The organism is Escherichia sp. MOD1-EC4550 (assembly GCF_963876935.1).
GTDB classification, from domain to species: domain Bacteria; phylum Pseudomonadota; class Gammaproteobacteria; order Enterobacterales; family Enterobacteriaceae; genus Escherichia; species Escherichia coli_F.
On sequence record NZ_CAWNSE010000009.1, the window covers coordinates 43,233 to 60,289 of the forward strand.

Annotated in this window: 18 protein-coding genes; 11 read left to right on the forward strand and 7 right to left on the reverse strand. The window is 50.4% G+C overall.

Annotated features, from left to right (window positions below):
* The first annotated feature begins 179 nt into the window (after nucleotides 1-179).
* The 6 genes from ynfE to clcB all read left to right on the forward strand — a co-directional run bounded on the left by ynfE (nucleotide 180) and on the right by clcB (nucleotide 8,681).
* Nucleotides 180-2,606 (forward strand): selenate/tellurate reductase subunit YnfE, encoded by a 2,427-nt coding sequence (ynfE, locus tag AACU19_RS05455; protein ID WP_105278779.1) that lies wholly within the window; start codon nucleotides 180-182, stop codon nucleotides 2,604-2,606.
* Nucleotides 2,607-2,666: 60 nt separating this feature from the next.
* Nucleotides 2,667-5,090, forward strand: a complete 2,424-nt coding sequence (ynfF, locus tag AACU19_RS05460) for a selenate/tellurate reductase subunit YnfF (RefSeq protein WP_105278835.1) — start codon at nucleotides 2,667-2,669, stop codon at nucleotides 5,088-5,090.
* A 10-nt stretch (nucleotides 5,091-5,100) separates the two neighbouring features.
* Nucleotides 5,101-5,718, forward strand: coding sequence for a DMSO reductase like molybdoenzyme iron-sulfur subunit YnfG (ynfG, locus tag AACU19_RS05465; protein ID WP_032184287.1), 618 nt, complete (start codon nucleotides 5,101-5,103; stop codon nucleotides 5,716-5,718).
* Between the two features lies 1 nt (nucleotide 5,719).
* Nucleotides 5,720-6,574: a selenate reductase membrane anchor subunit YnfH gene (gene ynfH / locus AACU19_RS05470; protein WP_105278780.1), complete on the forward strand. Its 855-nt coding sequence runs from the start codon at nucleotides 5,720-5,722 to the stop codon at nucleotides 6,572-6,574.
* 42 nt (nucleotides 6,575-6,616) lie between these two features.
* Nucleotides 6,617-7,231, forward strand: a complete 615-nt coding sequence (dmsD, locus tag AACU19_RS05475) for a Tat proofreading chaperone DmsD (protein WP_000148700.1) — start codon at nucleotides 6,617-6,619, stop codon at nucleotides 7,229-7,231.
* 157 nt (nucleotides 7,232-7,388) lie between these two features.
* Entirely contained in the window at nucleotides 7,389-8,681 is a 1,293-nt protein-coding gene (clcB, locus tag AACU19_RS05480; RefSeq protein ID WP_105278836.1) for a voltage-gated ClC-type chloride channel ClcB, read from the forward strand.
* Here the strand turns inward: clcB and bioD are convergent.
* The 3 genes from bioD to AACU19_RS05495 form a co-directional block, all read right to left on the reverse strand.
* The gene (bioD, locus tag AACU19_RS05485) at nucleotides 8,634-9,329 is read right to left on the reverse strand and encodes a dethiobiotin synthase (RefSeq protein ID WP_105278781.1); all 696 of its coding nucleotides are present in this window, start codon (nucleotides 9,327-9,329) and stop codon (nucleotides 8,634-8,636) included. The genes clcB and bioD overlap by 48 nt on opposite strands.
* A gap of 124 nt (nucleotides 9,330-9,453) precedes the next feature.
* Nucleotides 9,454-10,674 (reverse strand): sugar metabolism global transcriptional regulator Mlc, encoded by a 1,221-nt coding sequence (mlc, locus tag AACU19_RS05490; protein ID WP_000225276.1) that lies wholly within the window; start codon nucleotides 10,672-10,674, stop codon nucleotides 9,454-9,456.
* Nucleotides 10,675-10,808: 134 nt separating this feature from the next.
* Complete coding sequence (locus AACU19_RS05495) at nucleotides 10,809-11,702, reverse strand: LysR family transcriptional regulator (protein ID WP_001019560.1); 894 nt, start codon at nucleotides 11,700-11,702, stop codon at nucleotides 10,809-10,811.
* A gap of 106 nt (nucleotides 11,703-11,808) precedes the next feature.
* Between AACU19_RS05495 and AACU19_RS05500 the strand changes: the two genes are divergently transcribed.
* Nucleotides 11,809-13,062: an MFS transporter gene (locus tag AACU19_RS05500; RefSeq protein ID WP_105278782.1), complete on the forward strand. Its 1,254-nt coding sequence runs from the start codon at nucleotides 11,809-11,811 to the stop codon at nucleotides 13,060-13,062.
* 47 nt (nucleotides 13,063-13,109) lie between these two features.
* On the opposite strand, the gene AACU19_RS23705 is transcribed toward AACU19_RS05500, so the two are convergent.
* The gene (locus AACU19_RS23705) at nucleotides 13,110-13,229 is read right to left on the reverse strand and encodes a KPN_01571 family protein (protein WP_001299090.1); all 120 of its coding nucleotides are present in this window, start codon (nucleotides 13,227-13,229) and stop codon (nucleotides 13,110-13,112) included.
* Between the two features lie 255 nt (nucleotides 13,230-13,484).
* Here AACU19_RS23705 and asr point away from each other — a divergent pair, with 255 nt between their 5' ends.
* From asr to AACU19_RS05515, 3 genes are all read left to right on the forward strand, one after another.
* On the forward strand, nucleotides 13,485-13,793 hold the full coding sequence (asr, locus tag AACU19_RS05505; RefSeq protein WP_001362115.1) for an acid resistance repetitive basic protein Asr: 309 nt from the start codon (nucleotides 13,485-13,487) through the stop codon (nucleotides 13,791-13,793).
* A gap of 92 nt (nucleotides 13,794-13,885) precedes the next feature.
* Entirely contained in the window at nucleotides 13,886-13,969 is an 84-nt protein-coding gene (locus tag AACU19_RS05510) for a hypothetical protein (RefSeq protein WP_000233092.1), read from the forward strand.
* Between the two features lie 99 nt (nucleotides 13,970-14,068).
* Nucleotides 14,069-14,890, forward strand: a complete 822-nt coding sequence (locus AACU19_RS05515; protein WP_001260847.1) for a trypsin-like serine peptidase — start codon at nucleotides 14,069-14,071, stop codon at nucleotides 14,888-14,890.
* A 38-nt stretch (nucleotides 14,891-14,928) separates the two neighbouring features.
* On the opposite strand, the gene mdtI is transcribed toward AACU19_RS05515, so the two are convergent.
* From mdtI to AACU19_RS23710, 3 genes are all read right to left on the reverse strand, one after another.
* The gene (gene mdtI / locus AACU19_RS05520) at nucleotides 14,929-15,258 is read right to left on the reverse strand and encodes a multidrug/spermidine efflux SMR transporter subunit MdtI (protein ID WP_000046674.1); all 330 of its coding nucleotides are present in this window, start codon (nucleotides 15,256-15,258) and stop codon (nucleotides 14,929-14,931) included.
* On the reverse strand, nucleotides 15,245-15,610 hold the full coding sequence (gene mdtJ / locus AACU19_RS05525; protein WP_105278783.1) for a multidrug/spermidine efflux SMR transporter subunit MdtJ: 366 nt from the start codon (nucleotides 15,608-15,610) through the stop codon (nucleotides 15,245-15,247). The genes mdtI and mdtJ overlap by 14 nt, the downstream gene beginning before the upstream one ends.
* Before the next feature lie 106 nt (nucleotides 15,611-15,716).
* Nucleotides 15,717-15,887 (reverse strand): protein YdgV, encoded by a 171-nt coding sequence (locus tag AACU19_RS23710; RefSeq protein WP_085948401.1) that lies wholly within the window; start codon nucleotides 15,885-15,887, stop codon nucleotides 15,717-15,719.
* Nucleotides 15,888-16,021: 134 nt separating this feature from the next.
* On the opposite strand from AACU19_RS23710, the gene tqsA reads away from it, so the two are divergent.
* Nucleotides 16,022-17,056 (forward strand): AI-2 transporter TqsA, encoded by a 1,035-nt coding sequence (gene tqsA, locus AACU19_RS05530; RefSeq protein WP_001118241.1) that lies wholly within the window; start codon nucleotides 16,022-16,024, stop codon nucleotides 17,054-17,056.
* Nucleotide 17,057: the final 1 nt, after the last annotated feature.

Here is a 17,057-nt window from a genome sequence, read left to right on the forward strand (position 1 = left end):
CGGATACGACACATCCGGCGATTTGAACATACAACATAATCCCACCTTATTACTCATACCCTTCTATTGATATGGATTAATAATTCTTAACCCAAAATGGGTAGACTCCCTCTATTGTTAGCGCGCTAAATATTCAATATATAAACTTTTATATAACGATAAAGAACAGGGCGTGAGTTATGTCCAAAAATGAACAAATGGTGGGCATCAGCCGCAGAACACTCGTTAAATCTACCGCGATAGGTTCTCTGGCGCTGGCTGCAGGCGGTTTTTCGTTACCGTTCACCCTGCGCAGTGCAGCGGCAGCGGTACAACAGGCCAGCGAAAAAGTGGTCTGGGGTGCCTGTTCCGTCAACTGTGGTAGCCGCTGTGCACTTCGTCTACATGTTAAAGATAATGAAGTCACCTGGGTGGAAACTGACAACACCGGCAGCGACGAGTATGGCAATCATCAAGTACGCGCCTGTTTGCGCGGTCGGTCCATCCGTCGACGTATTAATCATCCCGATCGCTTGAATTACCCAATGAAACGCGTGGGCAAACGTGGCGAAGGCAAATTCGAACGGATTAGCTGGGATGAAGCCCTGGATACTATCGCCAGTAACCTGAAAAAAACCGTCGAACAATATGGCAATGAGGCTGTATATATTCAGTACTCTTCGGGGATTGTTGGCGGCAATATGACCCGCTCTTCACCATCAGCCTCGGCGGTCAAACGCCTGATGAACTGCTACGGCGGTTCACTCAATCAGTATGGCTCCTACAGCACCGCGCAAATTTCCTGTGCCATGCCCTACACCTACGGCAGTAATGATGGCAACAGCACCACGGATATTGAAAACAGCAAGCTGGTCGTGATGTTTGGTAACAACCCGGCAGAAACCCGCATGAGCGGTGGTGGCATCACTTATCTTCTTGAAAAAGCGCGCGAGAAATCGAACGCAAAAATGATTGTTATCGATCCGCGATATACCGATACGGCTGCCGGTCGTGAAGACGAATGGCTTCCTATTCGCCCGGGCACCGATGCCGCGCTGGTTGCGGGTATTGCCTGGGTATTGATTAACGAAAATCTCGTTGATCAACCTTTTCTCGATAAATACTGCGTCGGCTATGACGAAAAAACCTTACCCGCAGATGCACCAAAAAATGGTCACTATAAAGCCTATATTCTTGGTGAAGGTGATGATAACACAGCGAAAACGCCGCAGTGGGCTTCGCAAATTACCGGTATCCCGGTGGACCGTATCATCAAACTGGCGCGTGAAATCGGCACAGCAAAACCCGCTTATATCTGCCAGGGTTGGGGACCGCAACGCCAGGCAAACGGTGAGCTGACCGCACGCGCTATTGCGATGTTGCCTATTCTGACGGGCAATGTCGGCATCAGCGGCGGAAATAGTGGCGCGCGTGAATCCACCTATACCATTACCATAGAACGCCTGCCGGTGCTGGATAATCCGGTCAAAACATCAATCTCCTGCTTCAGCTGGACGGATGCTATCGATCATGGCCCGCAAATGACGGCAATCCGCGACGGCGTCCGCGGCAAAGATAAACTGGATGTGCCCATTAAGTTCATCTGGAACTACGCGGGAAATACCCTGGTTAATCAGCATTCTGACATTAACAAAACGCATGAAATTCTGCAGGACGAATCGAAATGTGAAATGATTGTGGTCATCGAAAACTTTATGACCTCATCGGCAAAATATGCCGACATTCTGCTGCCAGACCTGATGACCGTTGAGCAGGAAGATATTATTCCTAACGATTACGCCGGTAACATGGGATATCTCATTTTCCTCCAGCCAGTCACCAGCGAAAAATTCGAACGCAAACCGATTTACTGGATCCTGAGTGAAGTCGCGAAACGTCTTGGACCTGACGTCTATCAAAAGTTCACTGAAGGTCGCACCCAGGAACAATGGTTACAACATCTGTACGCCAAAATGCTTGCCAAAGATCCGGCGTTACCGTCTTACGACGAACTGAAAAAAATGGGTATCTATAAGCGTAAAGATCCCAATGGTCATTTTGTCGCCTACAAAGCATTTCGTGACGACCCCGAGGCAAATCCACTTAAAACGCCTTCCGGTAAGATTGAAATTTATTCCAGCAAGCTGGCGGAAATTGCCCGTACCTGGGAACTGGAAAAAGATGAAGTGATAAGCCCACTGCCGGTTTATGCCTCAACCTTCGAAGGCTGGGACGCCCCTGAACGTAGTACCTTCCCGCTACAACTGTTTGGTTTCCATTACAAATCCCGTACTCACTCGACCTACGGCAACATTGACGTCCTGAAGGCAGCCTGCCGTCAGGAAGTGTGGATCAACCCTATGGATGCGCAGAAACGCGGGATTGCCAACGGCGATATGGTGCGAGTGTTTAACCGTCGCGGCGAAGTTCGGTTACCGGCCAAAGTGACACCACGCATTCTGCCAGGAGTCAGCGCTATGGGCCAGGGAGCCTGGCACGAAGCCGATATGTCTGGCGATAAAATCGACCACGGCGGCTGTGTGAATACGCTAACCACTCTGCGCCCTTCACCACTGGCGAAGGGAAACCCGCAGCACACTAATCTGGTCGAGATCGAAAAAATATAACCCACTACAACCATAAATTCTGGCATGACATTTTGTTTGAAAAGCAATAAGTGAGTAATGATGAAAATCCATACCACAGAGGCGCTCATGTCGGCTGAAATCAGCCGTAGAAGTCTGGTGAAAACCTCCGCACTTGGCAGTCTCGCGCTGGCAAGCAGTGCTTTCACTCTGCCATTTTCCCAAATGGTCCGAGCGGCAGAGGCTCCGGTAGAAGAGAAAGCGGTCTGGAGTTCCTGCACCGTTAACTGCGGGAGCCGCTGTCTGTTACGTTTGCATGTGAAAGATGACACTGTGTACTGGGTGGAGTCTGATACGACAGGTGACGACGTTTACGGTAATCATCAGGTTCGGGCCTGTTTACGCGGGCGCTCTATCCGCCGACGGATGAATCATCCTGATCGGCTGAAATATCCCATGAAGCGCGTCGGCAAGCGCGGTGAAGGTAAATTTGAACGGATAAGTTGGGACGAAGCCCTGGATACCATCAGTGATAATCTTCGGCGGATCCTAAAAGATTACGGCAATGAGGCTGTACATGTCCTGTACGGAACAGGCGTAGATGGCGGAAACATCACCAACTCAAACGTCCCGTACCGTCTGATGAACTCTTGTGGTGGTTTTCTCAGTCGCTATGGCAGCTACAGTACCGCACAGATCAGTGCCGCAATGAGTTATATGTTCGGTGCCAATGATGGCAACAGCCCGGATGATATCGCCAATACGAAACTGGTCGTTATGTTCGGAAATAACCCGGCAGAAACGCGGATGAGCGGCGGTGGTGTCACTTACTACGTCGAGCAAGCCCGCGAACGTTCAAACGCACGCATGATCGTCATTGATCCACGTTATAACGATACCGCTGCCGGGCGTGAAGATGAATGGCTGCCCATTCGCCCTGGCACCGATGGCGCACTGGCCTGTGCGATTGCCTGGGTACTGATTACGGAAAACATGGTCGATCAGCCATTTCTCGACAAATATTGTGTTGGTTACGATGAAAAAACGCTGCCCGCCAACGCACCACGTAACGCGCATTATAAAGCCTATATTCTGGGCGAAGGGCCTGACGGCATAGCTAAAACGCCGGAATGGGCAGCAAAAATCACCAGCATCCCGGCAGAAAAAATTATCCAGTTGGCACGAGAGATCGGTTCAGCAAAACCTGCTTATATTTGTCAGGGTTGGGGGCCACAACGACACTCCAACGGCGAGCAAACGTCCCGCGCTATTGCCATGCTTTCCGTTCTCACCGGTAACGTCGGCATAAACGGCGGCAACTCAGGTGTACGCGAAGGTAGCTGGGATCTTGGGGTAGAATGGTTCCCGATGCTCGAGAATCCGGTTAAAACGCAGATTTCCGTCTTTACGTGGACAGATGCCATCGACCATGGTACGGAAATGACCGCGACCCGTGATGGTGTTCGTGGAAAAGAGAAACTGGATGTGCCAATCAAGTTTTTGTGGTGCTACGCCAGTAACACATTGATCAATCAACATGGCGACATCAATCACACCCATGAGGTGCTTCAGGATGACAGCAAGTGCGAGATGATTGTTGGCATTGACCACTTCATGACGGCCTCGGCTAAGTATTGCGATATCCTGTTGCCCGACCTGATGCCAACAGAGCAAGAAGACCTTATCTCTCATGAATCTGCTGGGAATATGGGCTATGTGATCCTCGCCCAACCCGCCACCTCGGCAAAATTTGAACGCAAACCCATCTACTGGATGCTGAGTGAAGTCGCGAAACGCTTAGGACCAGACGTTTATCAAACTTTTACTGAAGGTCGCAGCCAGCATGAATGGATCAAATATCTCCATGCGAAAACGAAGGAACGTAACCCTGAGATGCCGGGCTACGAGGAGATGAAAACGACCGGGATCTTTAAGAAAAAATGCCCGGAAGAACACTACGTCGCTTTCCGCGCATTCCGTGAAGATCCACAGGCAAACCCATTGAAAACACCTTCGGGGAAAATCGAAATTTATTCTGAACGACTGGCGAAGATTGCAGATACCTGGGAATTGAAAAAAGATGAAATTATTCATCCCCTTCCTGCGTATACCCCAGGTTTTGATGGCTGGGACGATCCCCTGCGGAAAACCTATCCACTGCAGTTAACGGGCTTCCACTACAAAGCGCGTACCCACTCCAGCTACGGCAATATTGATGTGTTACAGCAGGCCTGCCCACAAGAGGTGTGGATCAACCCCATTGATGCTCAGGCACGCGGTATCCGTCATGGCGATACCGTGCGGGTATTTAACAATAATGGAGAAATGCTGATTGCCGCAAAAGTGACTCCGCGTATTCTGCCTGGCGTTACCGCCATCGGGCAAGGTGCGTGGCTTAATGCGGATATGTTTGGTGACCGGGTCGATCACGGCGGCAGTATCAATATTCTGACCTCTCACCGCCCTTCACCGCTGGCAAAGGGAAACCCGTCGCACAGCAATCTCGTCCAGATCGAAAAGGTTTAAGGAGTAGCCCATGACCACACAATATGGATTTTTTATCGATTCCAGCCGCTGTACTGGCTGTAAAACCTGCGAACTGGCGTGCAAAGATTTTAAAGATCTTGGCCCGGAAGTCAGTTTCCGCCGTGTTTATGAATATGCTGGCGGCGACTGGCAGGAAGATAATGGCGTCTGGCACCAGAACGTGTTCGCTTATTATCTCTCCATCTCCTGTAACCATTGCGATGACCCCGCATGTACAAAAGTCTGCCCCAGCGGCGCAATGCATAAGCGTGAAGATGGCTTTGTGGTGGTTGATGAAGATGTTTGTATCGGCTGCCGCTACTGCCACATGGCTTGTCCGTACGGCGCGCCACAGTACAATGCTGAAAAAGGGCACATGACGAAGTGCGATGGTTGTTATTCGCGCGTCGCCGAGGGGAAACAACCCATATGTGTCGAATCCTGCCCGCTGCGTGCACTTGAATTCGGTCCAATTGAAGAACTGCGCCAGAAGCACGGCACTCTGGCTGCCGTCGCGCCACTGCCGCGCGCACATTTCACAAAACCCAATATCGTTATCAAACCTAACGCCAACAGCCGCCCGACCGGCGATACCACTGGTTATCTGGCTAATCCGGAGGAAGTGTAAAATGGGAAATGGATGGCATGAATGGCCACTGGTTATCTTTACCGTATTGGGTCAATGCGTCGTAGGCGCGCTGATTGTTAGCGGAATTGGCTGGTTCGCCGCCAAAAATGACGCAGACCGTCAGCGTATTGTCCGTGGCATGTTTTTCCTCTGGCTGTTGATGGGCATCGGGTTTATTGCCTCTGTCATGCACCTGGGATCGCCACTGCGGGCGTTTAACTCGCTGAATCGAATCGGAGCTTCCGGCCTGAGTAACGAGATTGCTGCCGGTTCAATATTTTTTGCCGTTGGCGGATTATGGTGGCTGGTGGCGGTCATTGGTAAAATGCCGCAAGCGCTGGGGAAACTCTGGTTACTTGTTAGCATGGTGCTCGGCGTCATTTTCGTCTGGATGATGACCTGCGTGTATCAAATCGACACTGTGCCAACCTGGCATAACGGTTACACTACGCTGGCTTTCTTCCTGACAGTTTTATTGAGCGGTCCAATACTTGCTGCCGCAATTCTACGGGCAGCCCGCGTTACATTTAATACCACACCATTTGCCATCATTAGCGTTCTGGCGCTGATCGCTTGTGCCGGGGTGATTGTGCTGCAAGGTTTGTCTCTGGCGCCTATTCACTCATCCGTACAACAAGCCAGCGCACTGGTACCAGATTACGCCTCCTTACAGGTCTGGCGTGTGGTATTGTTATGCACAGGTCTAGGATGCTGGCTTTGTCCGCTCATTCGTCGCCGTGAACCTCACGTTGCCGGACTTATTCTGGGGCTAATCCTCATACTTGGCGGTGAGATGATCGGGCGTGTGCTCTTTTATGGCCTGCACATGACGGTAGGAATGGCTATTGCAGGTTAACAAATTGGTGCGGGGCAACCCGCACATTTCAGGATGTTAGGAATGACCCATTTTTCACAGCAAGATAATTTTTCTGTCGCGGCGCGCGTGTTGGGCGCGCTGTTTTATTACGCTCCAGAGAGTGCAGAAGCCGCACCTCTGGTTGCGGTACTCACCAGTGACGGCTGGGAAACTCAGTGGCCTCTACCAGAAGCGTCATTAGCGCCGCTGGTGACGGCTTTTCAGGCACAGAGTGAAGAGACTCGCGCCCAGGCCTGGCAGCGTTTGTTTGTCGGCCCGTGGGCACTGCCGTCTCCGCCGTGGGGGTCGGTCTGGCTGGATCGCGAATCTGTGCTGTTTGGCGATTCAACATTGGCACTTCGTCAATGGATGCGCGAGAAAGGCATTCAGTTCGAAATGAAGCAAAACGAACCGGAAGATCATTTTGGTTCACTGCTGTTGATGGCTGCGTGGTTGGCGGAGAATGGTCGCCAGACAGAATGTGAAGAATTGCTGGCATGGCATCTTTTTCCGTGGTCAACACGTTTTCTCGACGTTTTTATCGAAAAAGCAGAACACCCTTTCTACCGTGCGCTGGGTGAACTGGCTCGCTTAACGCTGGCGCAATGGCAATCACAACTGTTGATTCCTGTCGCGGTTAAACCACTGTTTCGATAAAGTTGCCGCAATATTGCCGGATGGCGACAATCACGCGTCATTCGGCAATAATACGTTACAACGTCACGTATTTTATCGCTTTAAGCACGCACTGCTTTTGCCGATAACCTGTTTTGCCGCAAAATAGTCGCTCGTGTTTCATTGTCCATTTCTGCTCATGCACCATCTACACAGCTATCCGGATCTGCGCACTATGTTTCGCCGTCTGCTTATCGCAACAATAGTCGGTATTCTTGCGGCCTTTGCCGTTGCCGCTTTTCGTCACGCGATGCTGCTACTGGAATGGCTGTTCCTCAATAATGACTCCGGCAGTCTGGTCAATGCAGCGACGAATCTTTCTCCGTGGCGACGGCTGCTAACTCCGGCGCTCGGCGGACTGGCGGCGGGTTTGTTGTTGATGGGCTGGCAGAAATTTACCCAGCAACGCCCTCATGCGCCGACCGATTACATGGAAGCGTTGCAAACCGATGGTAAATTCGATTACGCAGCAAGCCTGGTTAAATCGCTTGCCTCTCTGCTGGTAGTAACTAGCGGCAGCGCAATTGGTCGCGAAGGTGCGATGATTCTTTTAGCTGCCCTTGCCGCCTCCTGTTTTGCTCAGCGTTTTACGCCACGCCAGGAGTGGAAATTATGGATTGCCTGTGGAGCTGCGGCGGGAATGGCTGCGGCTTACCGCGCCCCGCTTGCTGGCAGTTTATTTATAGCCGAAGTGCTGTTTGGCACTATGATGTTGGCCTCTCTCGGACCGGTGGTTATTTCTGCTGTCGTGGCGTTGCTGATTAGCAATCTGATTAATCATAGCGATGCATTACTCTACAGCGTGCAACTCTTAGTGACGGTTCAGGCTCGTGACTATGCGCTGATTATCAGTACTGGTGTGCTGGCAGGTCTATGCGGACCAGTGTTGTTAACGTTAATGAACGCCAGTCATCGAGGATTTGTTATTCTCAAACTTGCGCCCCCCTGGCAACTGGCACTCGGCGGGTTGATCGTGGGTCTGCTTTCCCTGTTCACCCCTGCCGTGTGGGGCAACGGCTATAGCACCGTACAATCCTTTTTAACCACCCCGCCACTGTTTATGATCATTGGCGGGATCTTCCTTTGCAAACTGTTTGCCGTTCTGGCAAGTAGCGGTTCCGGCGCGCCTGGTGGTGTGTTTACACCGACACTCTTTATCGGTCTTGCCATTGGCATGTTGTATGGACGTAGCCTGGGGTTATGGTTTCCTGACGGCGAAGAAATGACACTCTTACTCGGATTAACCGGGATGGCGACACTGTTGGCGGCGACCACGCACGCGCCGATTATGTCGACGTTGATGATATGTGAAATGACCGGGGAGTATCAGCTACTCCCCGGTTTATTGATTGCCTGCGTAATTGCGTCGGTAATTTCGCGGACGTTACACCGTGACTCTATCTACCGCCAGCACACTGCGCAGCATAGCTAAGCGGATGTATTGCCCCAGTTCACGCTGTTCGGCGCGCGGTAAATAAGGCAGTTCACCAATGAGCGGTGCTGGAAGTTTTTTACCCAGCACATCAATGATTTCCGCATAATGCGCCAGTCCTGGGTTGATTCGGTTAGCCACCCAGCCAATGAGCGGCAGCCCGTCGTTGGCAATCGCCTGAGCTGTCAGCAGTGCATGGTTAATGCAACCTTCCTGAATACCGACAACCATCAACACCGGCAGTTGTTCCTGCACCACCCATTCAGAGAGCGGACGTAAATCATTCATCAGACTGCGCCAGCCGCCAGTCCCTTCTACCACGACATGATCGACTTTATCGGTCAGGTTTGCCAGGCCGTTTGAAATGAGGATGTAATTGATTGGGCAACTGTGCGCCACGCTACTTTCTTCTTCGCTTAACGCGATAGGATTAACTGCTTCATAAGGCAGTTCGATGGTTGAAACACTCTGCAACACCAGGGCATCTTTATTACGCAGCCCTTCGGGTGTCTCTTTGCTCCCCTTCGCTACGGGTTTATATCCCGCAACCGTTTTTCCCTGGGAGGCTAACGCTTGTAGCAATGCGCGGGAAACCACCGTTTTCCCTACAGAAGTGTCTGTACCGGTAATAAAGAAACGCTTCAGCATCACTAACTCCACCGTTATGCTTCACAAATATAAACCAGGAAAATAATTAACCTTGAAAGTCTAAGTTATGCTTTCCTGGCCCAAATTGAGATAGCGCAAATTTTGGTAGAACAGTTAAAAAATGTTAACCCTGCAACAGACGAATCAACAAAGAACCGTTATACATCGCGTCTTTTACCAGCGCAGCCCCTGCCATCGTACCCTGGTTAGAAAATTGAGTACTCTCAACACTAATGTGCTGACTATACGCAGGAAGGGCCTGCTGACGGATGCTGTCCGAGATGACCGGGAAGAGGATATCTGCCGCTTTACTTAACGGTGAGCCAATCAGTATTTTTTGTGGGTTAAATAAATTCACCATGATGGCAAGAATGCGCCCGACATGCGCGCCCACCCCGGTAATGATGTCTTTTGCCAGCAGATCGCCGCGTAATGCCGCCTGACACAATGAGTCCACGGTTAACGGCTGTCCATGTAACATCGAGCTCATGGATTGATTGAGACGCAGCTGTGCCAACTCAAGAATACTGTCCACACTGGCAATGGTTTCGAGGCAGCCGTGATTCCCGCAATAACAGCGTTTCCCATATGGGTCGACCTGCGTGTGACCAATCTCCACGAGGCTACTGCTGCCTGCGTGTAGCAGATGACCATCGGTAATGACGCCCGCCCCCACGTTGTGATCGATAACCACCTGAATCACATCGCGCGCCCCGCGTGAGGCACCAAACAAGGCCTCAGCCATCGTCCATGCGCTGATATCATGCTGAATATAAACCGGTACGCCGGTATGCTGCTCCAGCGCCTCGCCGAGCGGCATCTCTTTTACATCCTCGTAGAACGGCATGCGATGTACAATACCATTTTCCGTATCAATAATTCCCGGCAAGGTAATGGCAATAGAAGTCAGACGCTCAAGTTTTTTCTGATGGCGGATAAAAAACTGATCGATATGGGAAATGATACGATCCAACAATGGCGAGTCATCTTTTAACGCCAGTTCCTGCGACTCCTCCACCACCAGTTTGCTGCTCAGATCGCGCAAAGCAAGGAAAATCTCCCCGCGACTAATGCGCAGAGAAAGATAGTGCCAGGCTTCAGTTTCAACCACCAGCCCCACCGCCGGACGGCCACGGTTCCCCGCTTCTTTGATTTCCAGCTCTTGCACCAGGTGTGCTTCGAGCATCTCACGGACAATTTTGGTGATACTGGCAGGAGCCAGTTGCGCCAGACGGGAAAGATCGATACGCGAGACTGGACCAAGCTGATCAATCAGGCGATAAACCGCGCCCGCGTTGGTCTGCTTTATTTGATCAATGTGCCCAGGCTGGTTTTCAGCAACCACCGCATACTCCCTATATTTTCGCGCTCCGAAATAATCTGTAGGCTATGGTGAAGCACTTCAATACGTGTCGTCAAATTTTTACTTAGGCATGTGATTAACAGCACATTTTTCGGGCTTTTTCGCTGAAATTTCCCTCACCTGAGAGCATTCAGCAGATGAATACGAAAGTTACGCGCAGCCGGACTTTGTTCATGGTGTTTCGGCCAGACCAACCACATTTCAGAAACCGCATCCTCTTCAGCAATCGGCACCCAGCGCATTTCGTTGAGCTGAACACGTTTAAATGACGCAGGCAAAATTGAAACACCCAGACCAGCGGAAACCAGACCGATGATGGTCATTGCCTCACCCACCTCCTGAGTGATGACGGGCGTCAAATTGTAACGTCTCATCAGCCCGAGAATATCGTCATACAGCCCTGTCCCTACGTGCGGATCAAAAAAGACAAAGGGTTCTTTCGCCAGTTCAGCCAGCGTTACACTCGGGTTATTTGCCAGAGGATGATCGTGCGGGATCATCGCCATAAGCGGTTCATGGACGATGACTGCGTGTTCAAGCGTCTCCGGTAACGCTGTGTTACGCAGCAATCCCATATCCAGCGTTCCTTCAATGAGCGGAGCGATTTGCTCGCGAGTGTTCATTTCGCGGGTTTGTAAATGGACATCGGGATAATCACGACGAAACAACGATAACGTATCGGACACCGCCCGAATAAAAGGAGCGGACGAAGTAAAACCAATGCGCAACTCCCCCGCTTCGCCCTGATGCAGCCTTTCAGCGCGAGCGGCAGCGTCATCCACCATAGACAGGATTTGCCGACTATCTGCAAGAAACTGTTTTCCTGCTTCCGTCAGCAATACACTGCGATTGGTCCTTGCCAGCAGTCGGGCACCAATTTGTTGCTCCAGCGCCTGAATCTGCTGACTTAGCGGTGGTTGCGAAATATTCAGACGGGCAGCGGCGCGCCCGAAATGCAGCTCTTCCGCAACAGCAACAAAGTAACGCAGATGACGAAGTTCAATATTCATATTTAAATCATCTTATTTGAGATTATTAATATATTAGACAGAACAATTCGATTTTCCTAATCTATTCATAAGCCTGATCCACAGGCATATTTAGCAAGGATTTCAAGTGAGCCGTACTACAACTGTTGATGGCGCTCCGGCAAACGTCACTGACAAGCAAAGCATTTCTCAGCCAAATCAATTTATTAAACGCGGTACGCCGCAATTTATGCGCGTCACCCTGGCGCTTTTCTCTGCCGGACTGGCAACCTTCGCACTTCTCTATTGTGTGCAACCTATCCTTCCGGTGCTTTCGCAGGAGTTTGGCTTAACGCCTGCGAACAGTAGTATTTCACTGTCCATTTCAACGGCGATGTTGGCTATCGGTTTGCTGTTTACTGGCCCGCTATCCGATGCCATTGGTCGCAAACCAGTGATGGTCACGGCGCTACTGTTGGCCTCCATTTGTACGTTACTTTCGACAATGATGACCAGCTGGCACGGCATTTTGATTATGCGCGCCTTGATTGGGCTTTCGTTAAGTGGCGTGGCAGCTGTTGGTATGACTTATCTTAGCGAGGAAATCCACCCCAGTTTCGTGGCCTTTTCGATGGGGTTGTATATCAGCGGCAACTCAATTGGCGGCATGAGCGGACGCTTAATTAGCGGTGTCTTCACGGACTTTTTCAACTGGCGAATTGCTCTAGCGGCTATCGGCTGTTTCGCGCTGGCCTCGGCGTTGATGTTCTGGAAAATCCTCCCGGAATCACGCCATTTTCGCCCGACTTCCCTGCGACCAAAGACGTTATTTATCAACTTTCGTCTGCACTGGCGTGACCGGGGATTGCCGTTATTGTTCGCAGAAGGCTTTTTGCTGATGGGGTCGTTCGTCACGCTGTTTAATTACATCGGCTATCGGTTGATGCTTTCCCCCTGGCATGTCAGTCAGGCCGTGGTTGGCTTATTATCGCTGGCTTATTTGACCGGTACATGGAGCTCACCCAAAGCCGGAACCATGACCACGCGCTATGGGCGCGGTCCAGTGATGTTGTTTTCGACGGGGGTTATGCTGTTTGGTTTACTGATGACCTTATTCAGCTCGCTGTGGCTAATCTTTGCCGGAATGTTACTCTTCTCAGCCGGATTCTTCGCAGCCCACTCCGTTGCCAGCAGCTGGATCGGCCCCCGCGCAAAACGCGCTAAAGGCCAGGCCTCCTCGCTGTATCTGTTCAGTTACTATCTGGGGTCGAGTATTGCCGGGACGCTGGGTGGTGTTTTCTGGCATAACTATGGCTGGAACGGCGTCGGCGCATTTATTGCTCTGATGCTGGTCATTGCTCTGCTGGTCGGGACGCGTTTGCATCGTCGTCTGCACGCCTAAAAATAAGTCCGGACTGCGGTAAATACCCATCCGGACTTATTGCCTGCTCAAACCAACGTTAATAGCCATCCTAAAATAGACGAAGCGCCAGCCAATTCCCGCAGCGCATCTAGTGTCATCAGGATTATAAGTACCCAAATAAACGGATTCATTTTGCTGTGTGTCATTTATTACTGATGCGCAGTTATTCTACCGCTTTGTAAGTAGTAAAATAGTTAACCCGATCAAGACTACTATTATTGGTAGCTAAATTTCCCTTAAGTCACAATACGTTATTATCAACGCTGTAATTTATTTAACGTTTGTACATATCGTTACACGCTGAAACCAACCACTCACGGAAGTCTGCCATTCCCAGGGATATAGTTATTTCAACGGCCCCGCAGTGGGGTTAAATGAAAAAACAAATTGAGGGTATGACAATGAAAAAAGTATTAGCTCTGGTTGTTGCCGCTGCTATGGGTCTGTCTTCTGCCGCCTTTGCTGCAGAGACTGCGACCACACCTGCTCCGACTGCGACGACCACCAAAGCAGCGCCGGCGAAAACTACACATCATAAAAAACAGCATAAAGCAGCACCTGCCCAGAAAGCGCAGGCGGCTAAAAAGCATCATAAAAATGCGAAAGCTGAACAGAAAGCCCCTGAACAAAAAGCGCAGGCAGCGAAGAAACACGCCAAGAAACACAGCCATCAGCAACCGGCAAAACCTGCTGCACAACCCGCAGCGTAAGTTTTCAACAGTAATGCTGGCGCGCCCCCTCGCGCCTGAAAATTACGGTGCTAAGCGGGTAACGTTTAGCACCGCCTTTAGCGGAGGGTAGTATGGTGGGCCGTTATCGCTTTGAGTTCATTCTTATCATCCTTATTTTATGCGCACTGATTGCCACCCGTTTTTATCTTTCCTGATCGTAGTTATCTGATTTTACTCCCACTTTCATCCCGTCCCGTCTATAGTATTTATGAGGGTTTGCTTTTAATAATCATAATTACCCACCAGAGTGTGATATGCGTACAACCATTGCAGTAGTGTTGGGTGCAATTAGTTTGACGTCTGCTTTTGTGTTTGCAGATAAACCAGACGTTGCCAAATCGGCAAACGATGAGGTCAGCACCCTGTTTTTTGGTCATGATGATCGTGTGCCAGTGAATGACACGACCCAATCACCGTGGGATGCGGTTGGGCAACTGGAAACGGCCAGCGGCAATTTATGTACGGCGACGCTAATTGCACCCAATCTGGCATTAACGGCAGGACACTGTTTATTGACGCCGCCAAAGGGTAAAGCCGATAAAGCGGTGGCGCTGCGTTTTGTGTCAAATAAAGGGCTTTGGCGCTATGAGATCCACGACATAGAAGGCCGCGTTGACCCGACACTGGGAAAGCGGTTAAAAGCAGATGGGGATGGTTGGATTGTTCCTCCCGCAGCTGCGCCGTGGGACTTCGGTTTGATTGTGCTACGTAATCCCCCTTCTGGCATTACACCGTTGCCGTTATTTGCGGGAGATAAAGCCGCACTTACCGCCGCATTAAAAGCGGCAGGTCGAAAAGTGACTCAAGCGGGATATCCTGAAGATCACCTCGATACGCTATACAGTCATCAAAATTGCGAAGTAACTGGCTGGGCGCAAACGTCGGTGATGTCGCATCAGTGCGATACTTTGCCGGGTGATAGCGGTTCGCCTCTGATGTTGCATACCGATGACGGCTGGCAGTTAATTGGCGTGCAAAGTTCGGCTCCTGCCGCGAAAGATCGCTGGCGTGCCGATAACCGGGCCATTTCTGTCACTGGTTTTCGCGACAAGCTAGACCAACTTTTGCAAAAATAGCATTCAAACGCTGCCCGACAGCACGGGCAGCGTGTTCATCAGGCAAACTTCACCATAATCATTCCAGCCAACAGCAAGACCAGGCCAATCCAGCCTTTGCGATTTAAACGTTGACCAAACAAAACCCAACCTGCGACTAACGTGGCGGCAATACCAAATCCGCCCCACAATGCATAGGCTACAGACAAGTCAATCCCTTTAACGGCTTGAGAAAGCGCACTAAAGGCAGCCAGCACCGCCGCCAGGGAGAGCAAACCATAGATTTTGCGACGAAAGCCGTCAGAAAATTTCAAAAAGACATTAGCAACGATTTCCAGCACGATTGCCAATGCCAGCCAGACGGCGTGTACCCATTCAAACTGCGCCATGGTTCACCTCCGGCTCAGGTTTACGCGCTTTACGGGTACCTGATTTGATTAATACAATCCCAGCCACCAGGGTCGTTAACCCGGCAATTTTCATCAGCGATAAACTTTCATCGAATAACAAAACGCTAAACAAGGTAATCAATAAAATACCGATACCTTCCCACAGCGCATAAGCTACGCCTAAGGCGATTTTTTTAACGGCGAAGGAGAGAAATATATACGACAGAGAAATCATCACCAGCATTAAAATAAAACCGCCATTACCCTCACTGACGCTCGCCCATTTCATTGACAGCGTGCCGGTAATTTCCGTAGCAATAGCCAGACCTAATAAAATCCAATAAATATACATCGTCCTTCTCCTGCAAGAGAATTATTTTATCTTTCGCTCAATTCAGCGAAACCAGAGCAAAGTGATCAAGCCCCGCGCATAGCGCAAGGTTAGGCAGAAGAAAGGACTAAAGCGCGTTGCGCCAGTGCTGCTCACCTACGAGCAAAATAGTGGATGAGGTACGAAGATGGGTAAATGTAGAAAATAACGTCCTGAACAAATTGTCCATAATATTACAATTATCCGCAGTGTTGCTTCTCATCATCGCGGATGATAATTGTCCTCGGTAGTTGAACACGCCTGATTTGTATCACAGCTTAAGAATTAACTCAAAATATTTTCACTTCTTTACCCGAGCGGATTGATTTTCGTTATGATGACGGAACGAAAAAGACATTATTATTAGCAAAGAAAGAAAAAACGGGGACAAGCATGGCAAAGCCGATCATCACGCTCAATGGTCTAAAAATCGTCATTATGTTGGGAATGCTGGTCATTATTCTCTGCGGTATCCGTTTTGCCGCCGAGATCATCGTGCCGTTTATTCTCGCATTATTTATTGCTGTTATTCTTAACCCGCTGGTGCAACACATGGTCCGCTGGCGAGTGCCGCGTGTACTGGCGGTGTCGATTTTGATGACCATCATCGTGATGGCGATGGTGTTGCTGTTAGCTTATCTGGGTTCCGCGCTCAACGAGTTGACGCGGACGTTACCGCAATATCGCAACTCTATTATGACGCCGCTGCAAGCTCTTGAACCGTTGTTGCAACGCGTAGGGATTGACGTCTCAGTTGACCAACTGGCGCATTACATTGATCCGAACGCGGCGATGACGTTGCTCACCAACTTATTGACGCAGTTATCTAATGCCATGTCATCAATATTTTTATTGCTGCTGACGGTGTTGTTTATGCTGCTCGAAGTGCCACAATTGCCCGGAAAATTTCAGCAAATGATGGCGCGTCCGGTTGAAGGGATGGCGGCGATTCAGCGTGCGATTGACAGTGTGTCTCATTATCTGGTGCTGAAAACAGCCATCAGCATCATCACCGGCCTGGTCGCCTGGGCGATGCTCGCCGCACTCGATGTTCGCTTCGCTTTTGTCTGGGGATTGCTGGCCTTTGCGCTTAATTACATCCCGAATATTGGTTCAGTCCTCGCGGCAATCCCCCCTATCGCTCAGGTACTGGTGTTTAATGGCTTCTACGAAGCGTTGCTGGTGCTGGCGGGATATCTGCTGATTAATCTGGTCTTCGGCAATATTCTGGAGCCGCGGATCATGGGGCGTGGGCTGGGGCTTTCCACATTGGTGGTATTTCTGTCGTTGATTTTTTGGGGATGGTTGTTAGGACCGGTGGGTATGCTGCTTTCCGTGCCGTTGACAATTATTGTCAAAATTGCGCTTGAACAAACAGCGGGAGGTCAAAGCATCGCCGTTCTGTTAAGCGATCTCAATAAAGAGTGAC

Bases quoted from the DNA above. Each gene is read 5' to 3' on its own strand.
- ynfE (WP_105278779.1), top strand. From the start codon at position 180: ATGTCCAAAAATGAACAAATGGTGGGCATCAGCCGCAGAACACTCGTT.
- ynfF (WP_105278835.1), top strand. From the start codon at position 2,667: ATGAAAATCCATACCACAGAGGCGCTCATGTCGGCTGAAATCAGCCGT.
- ynfG (WP_032184287.1), top strand. From the start codon at position 5,101: ATGACCACACAATATGGATTTTTTATCGATTCCAGCCGCTGTACTGGC.
- ynfH (WP_105278780.1), top strand. From the start codon at position 5,720: ATGGGAAATGGATGGCATGAATGGCCACTGGTTATCTTTACCGTATTG.
- dmsD (WP_000148700.1), top strand. From the start codon at position 6,617: ATGACCCATTTTTCACAGCAAGATAATTTTTCTGTCGCGGCGCGCGTG.
- clcB (WP_105278836.1), top strand. From the start codon at position 7,389: ATGCACCATCTACACAGCTATCCGGATCTGCGCACTATGTTTCGCCGT.
- bioD (WP_105278781.1), bottom strand. From the start codon at position 9,329: ATGCTGAAGCGTTTCTTTATTACCGGTACAGACACTTCTGTAGGGAAA.
- AACU19_RS05495 (WP_001019560.1), bottom strand. From the start codon at position 11,702: ATGAATATTGAACTTCGTCATCTGCGTTACTTTGTTGCTGTTGCGGAA.
- AACU19_RS23705 (WP_001299090.1), bottom strand. From the start codon at position 13,229: ATGACACACAGCAAAATGAATCCGTTTATTTGGGTACTTATAATCCTG.
- asr (WP_001362115.1), top strand. From the start codon at position 13,485: ATGAAAAAAGTATTAGCTCTGGTTGTTGCCGCTGCTATGGGTCTGTCT.
- AACU19_RS05510 (WP_000233092.1), top strand. From the start codon at position 13,886: ATGGTGGGCCGTTATCGCTTTGAGTTCATTCTTATCATCCTTATTTTA.
- AACU19_RS05515 (WP_001260847.1), top strand. From the start codon at position 14,069: ATGCGTACAACCATTGCAGTAGTGTTGGGTGCAATTAGTTTGACGTCT.
- mdtI (WP_000046674.1), bottom strand. From the start codon at position 15,258: ATGGCGCAGTTTGAATGGGTACACGCCGTCTGGCTGGCATTGGCAATC.
- mdtJ (WP_105278783.1), bottom strand. From the start codon at position 15,610: ATGTATATTTATTGGATTTTATTAGGTCTGGCTATTGCTACGGAAATT.
- tqsA (WP_001118241.1), top strand. From the start codon at position 16,022: ATGGCAAAGCCGATCATCACGCTCAATGGTCTAAAAATCGTCATTATG.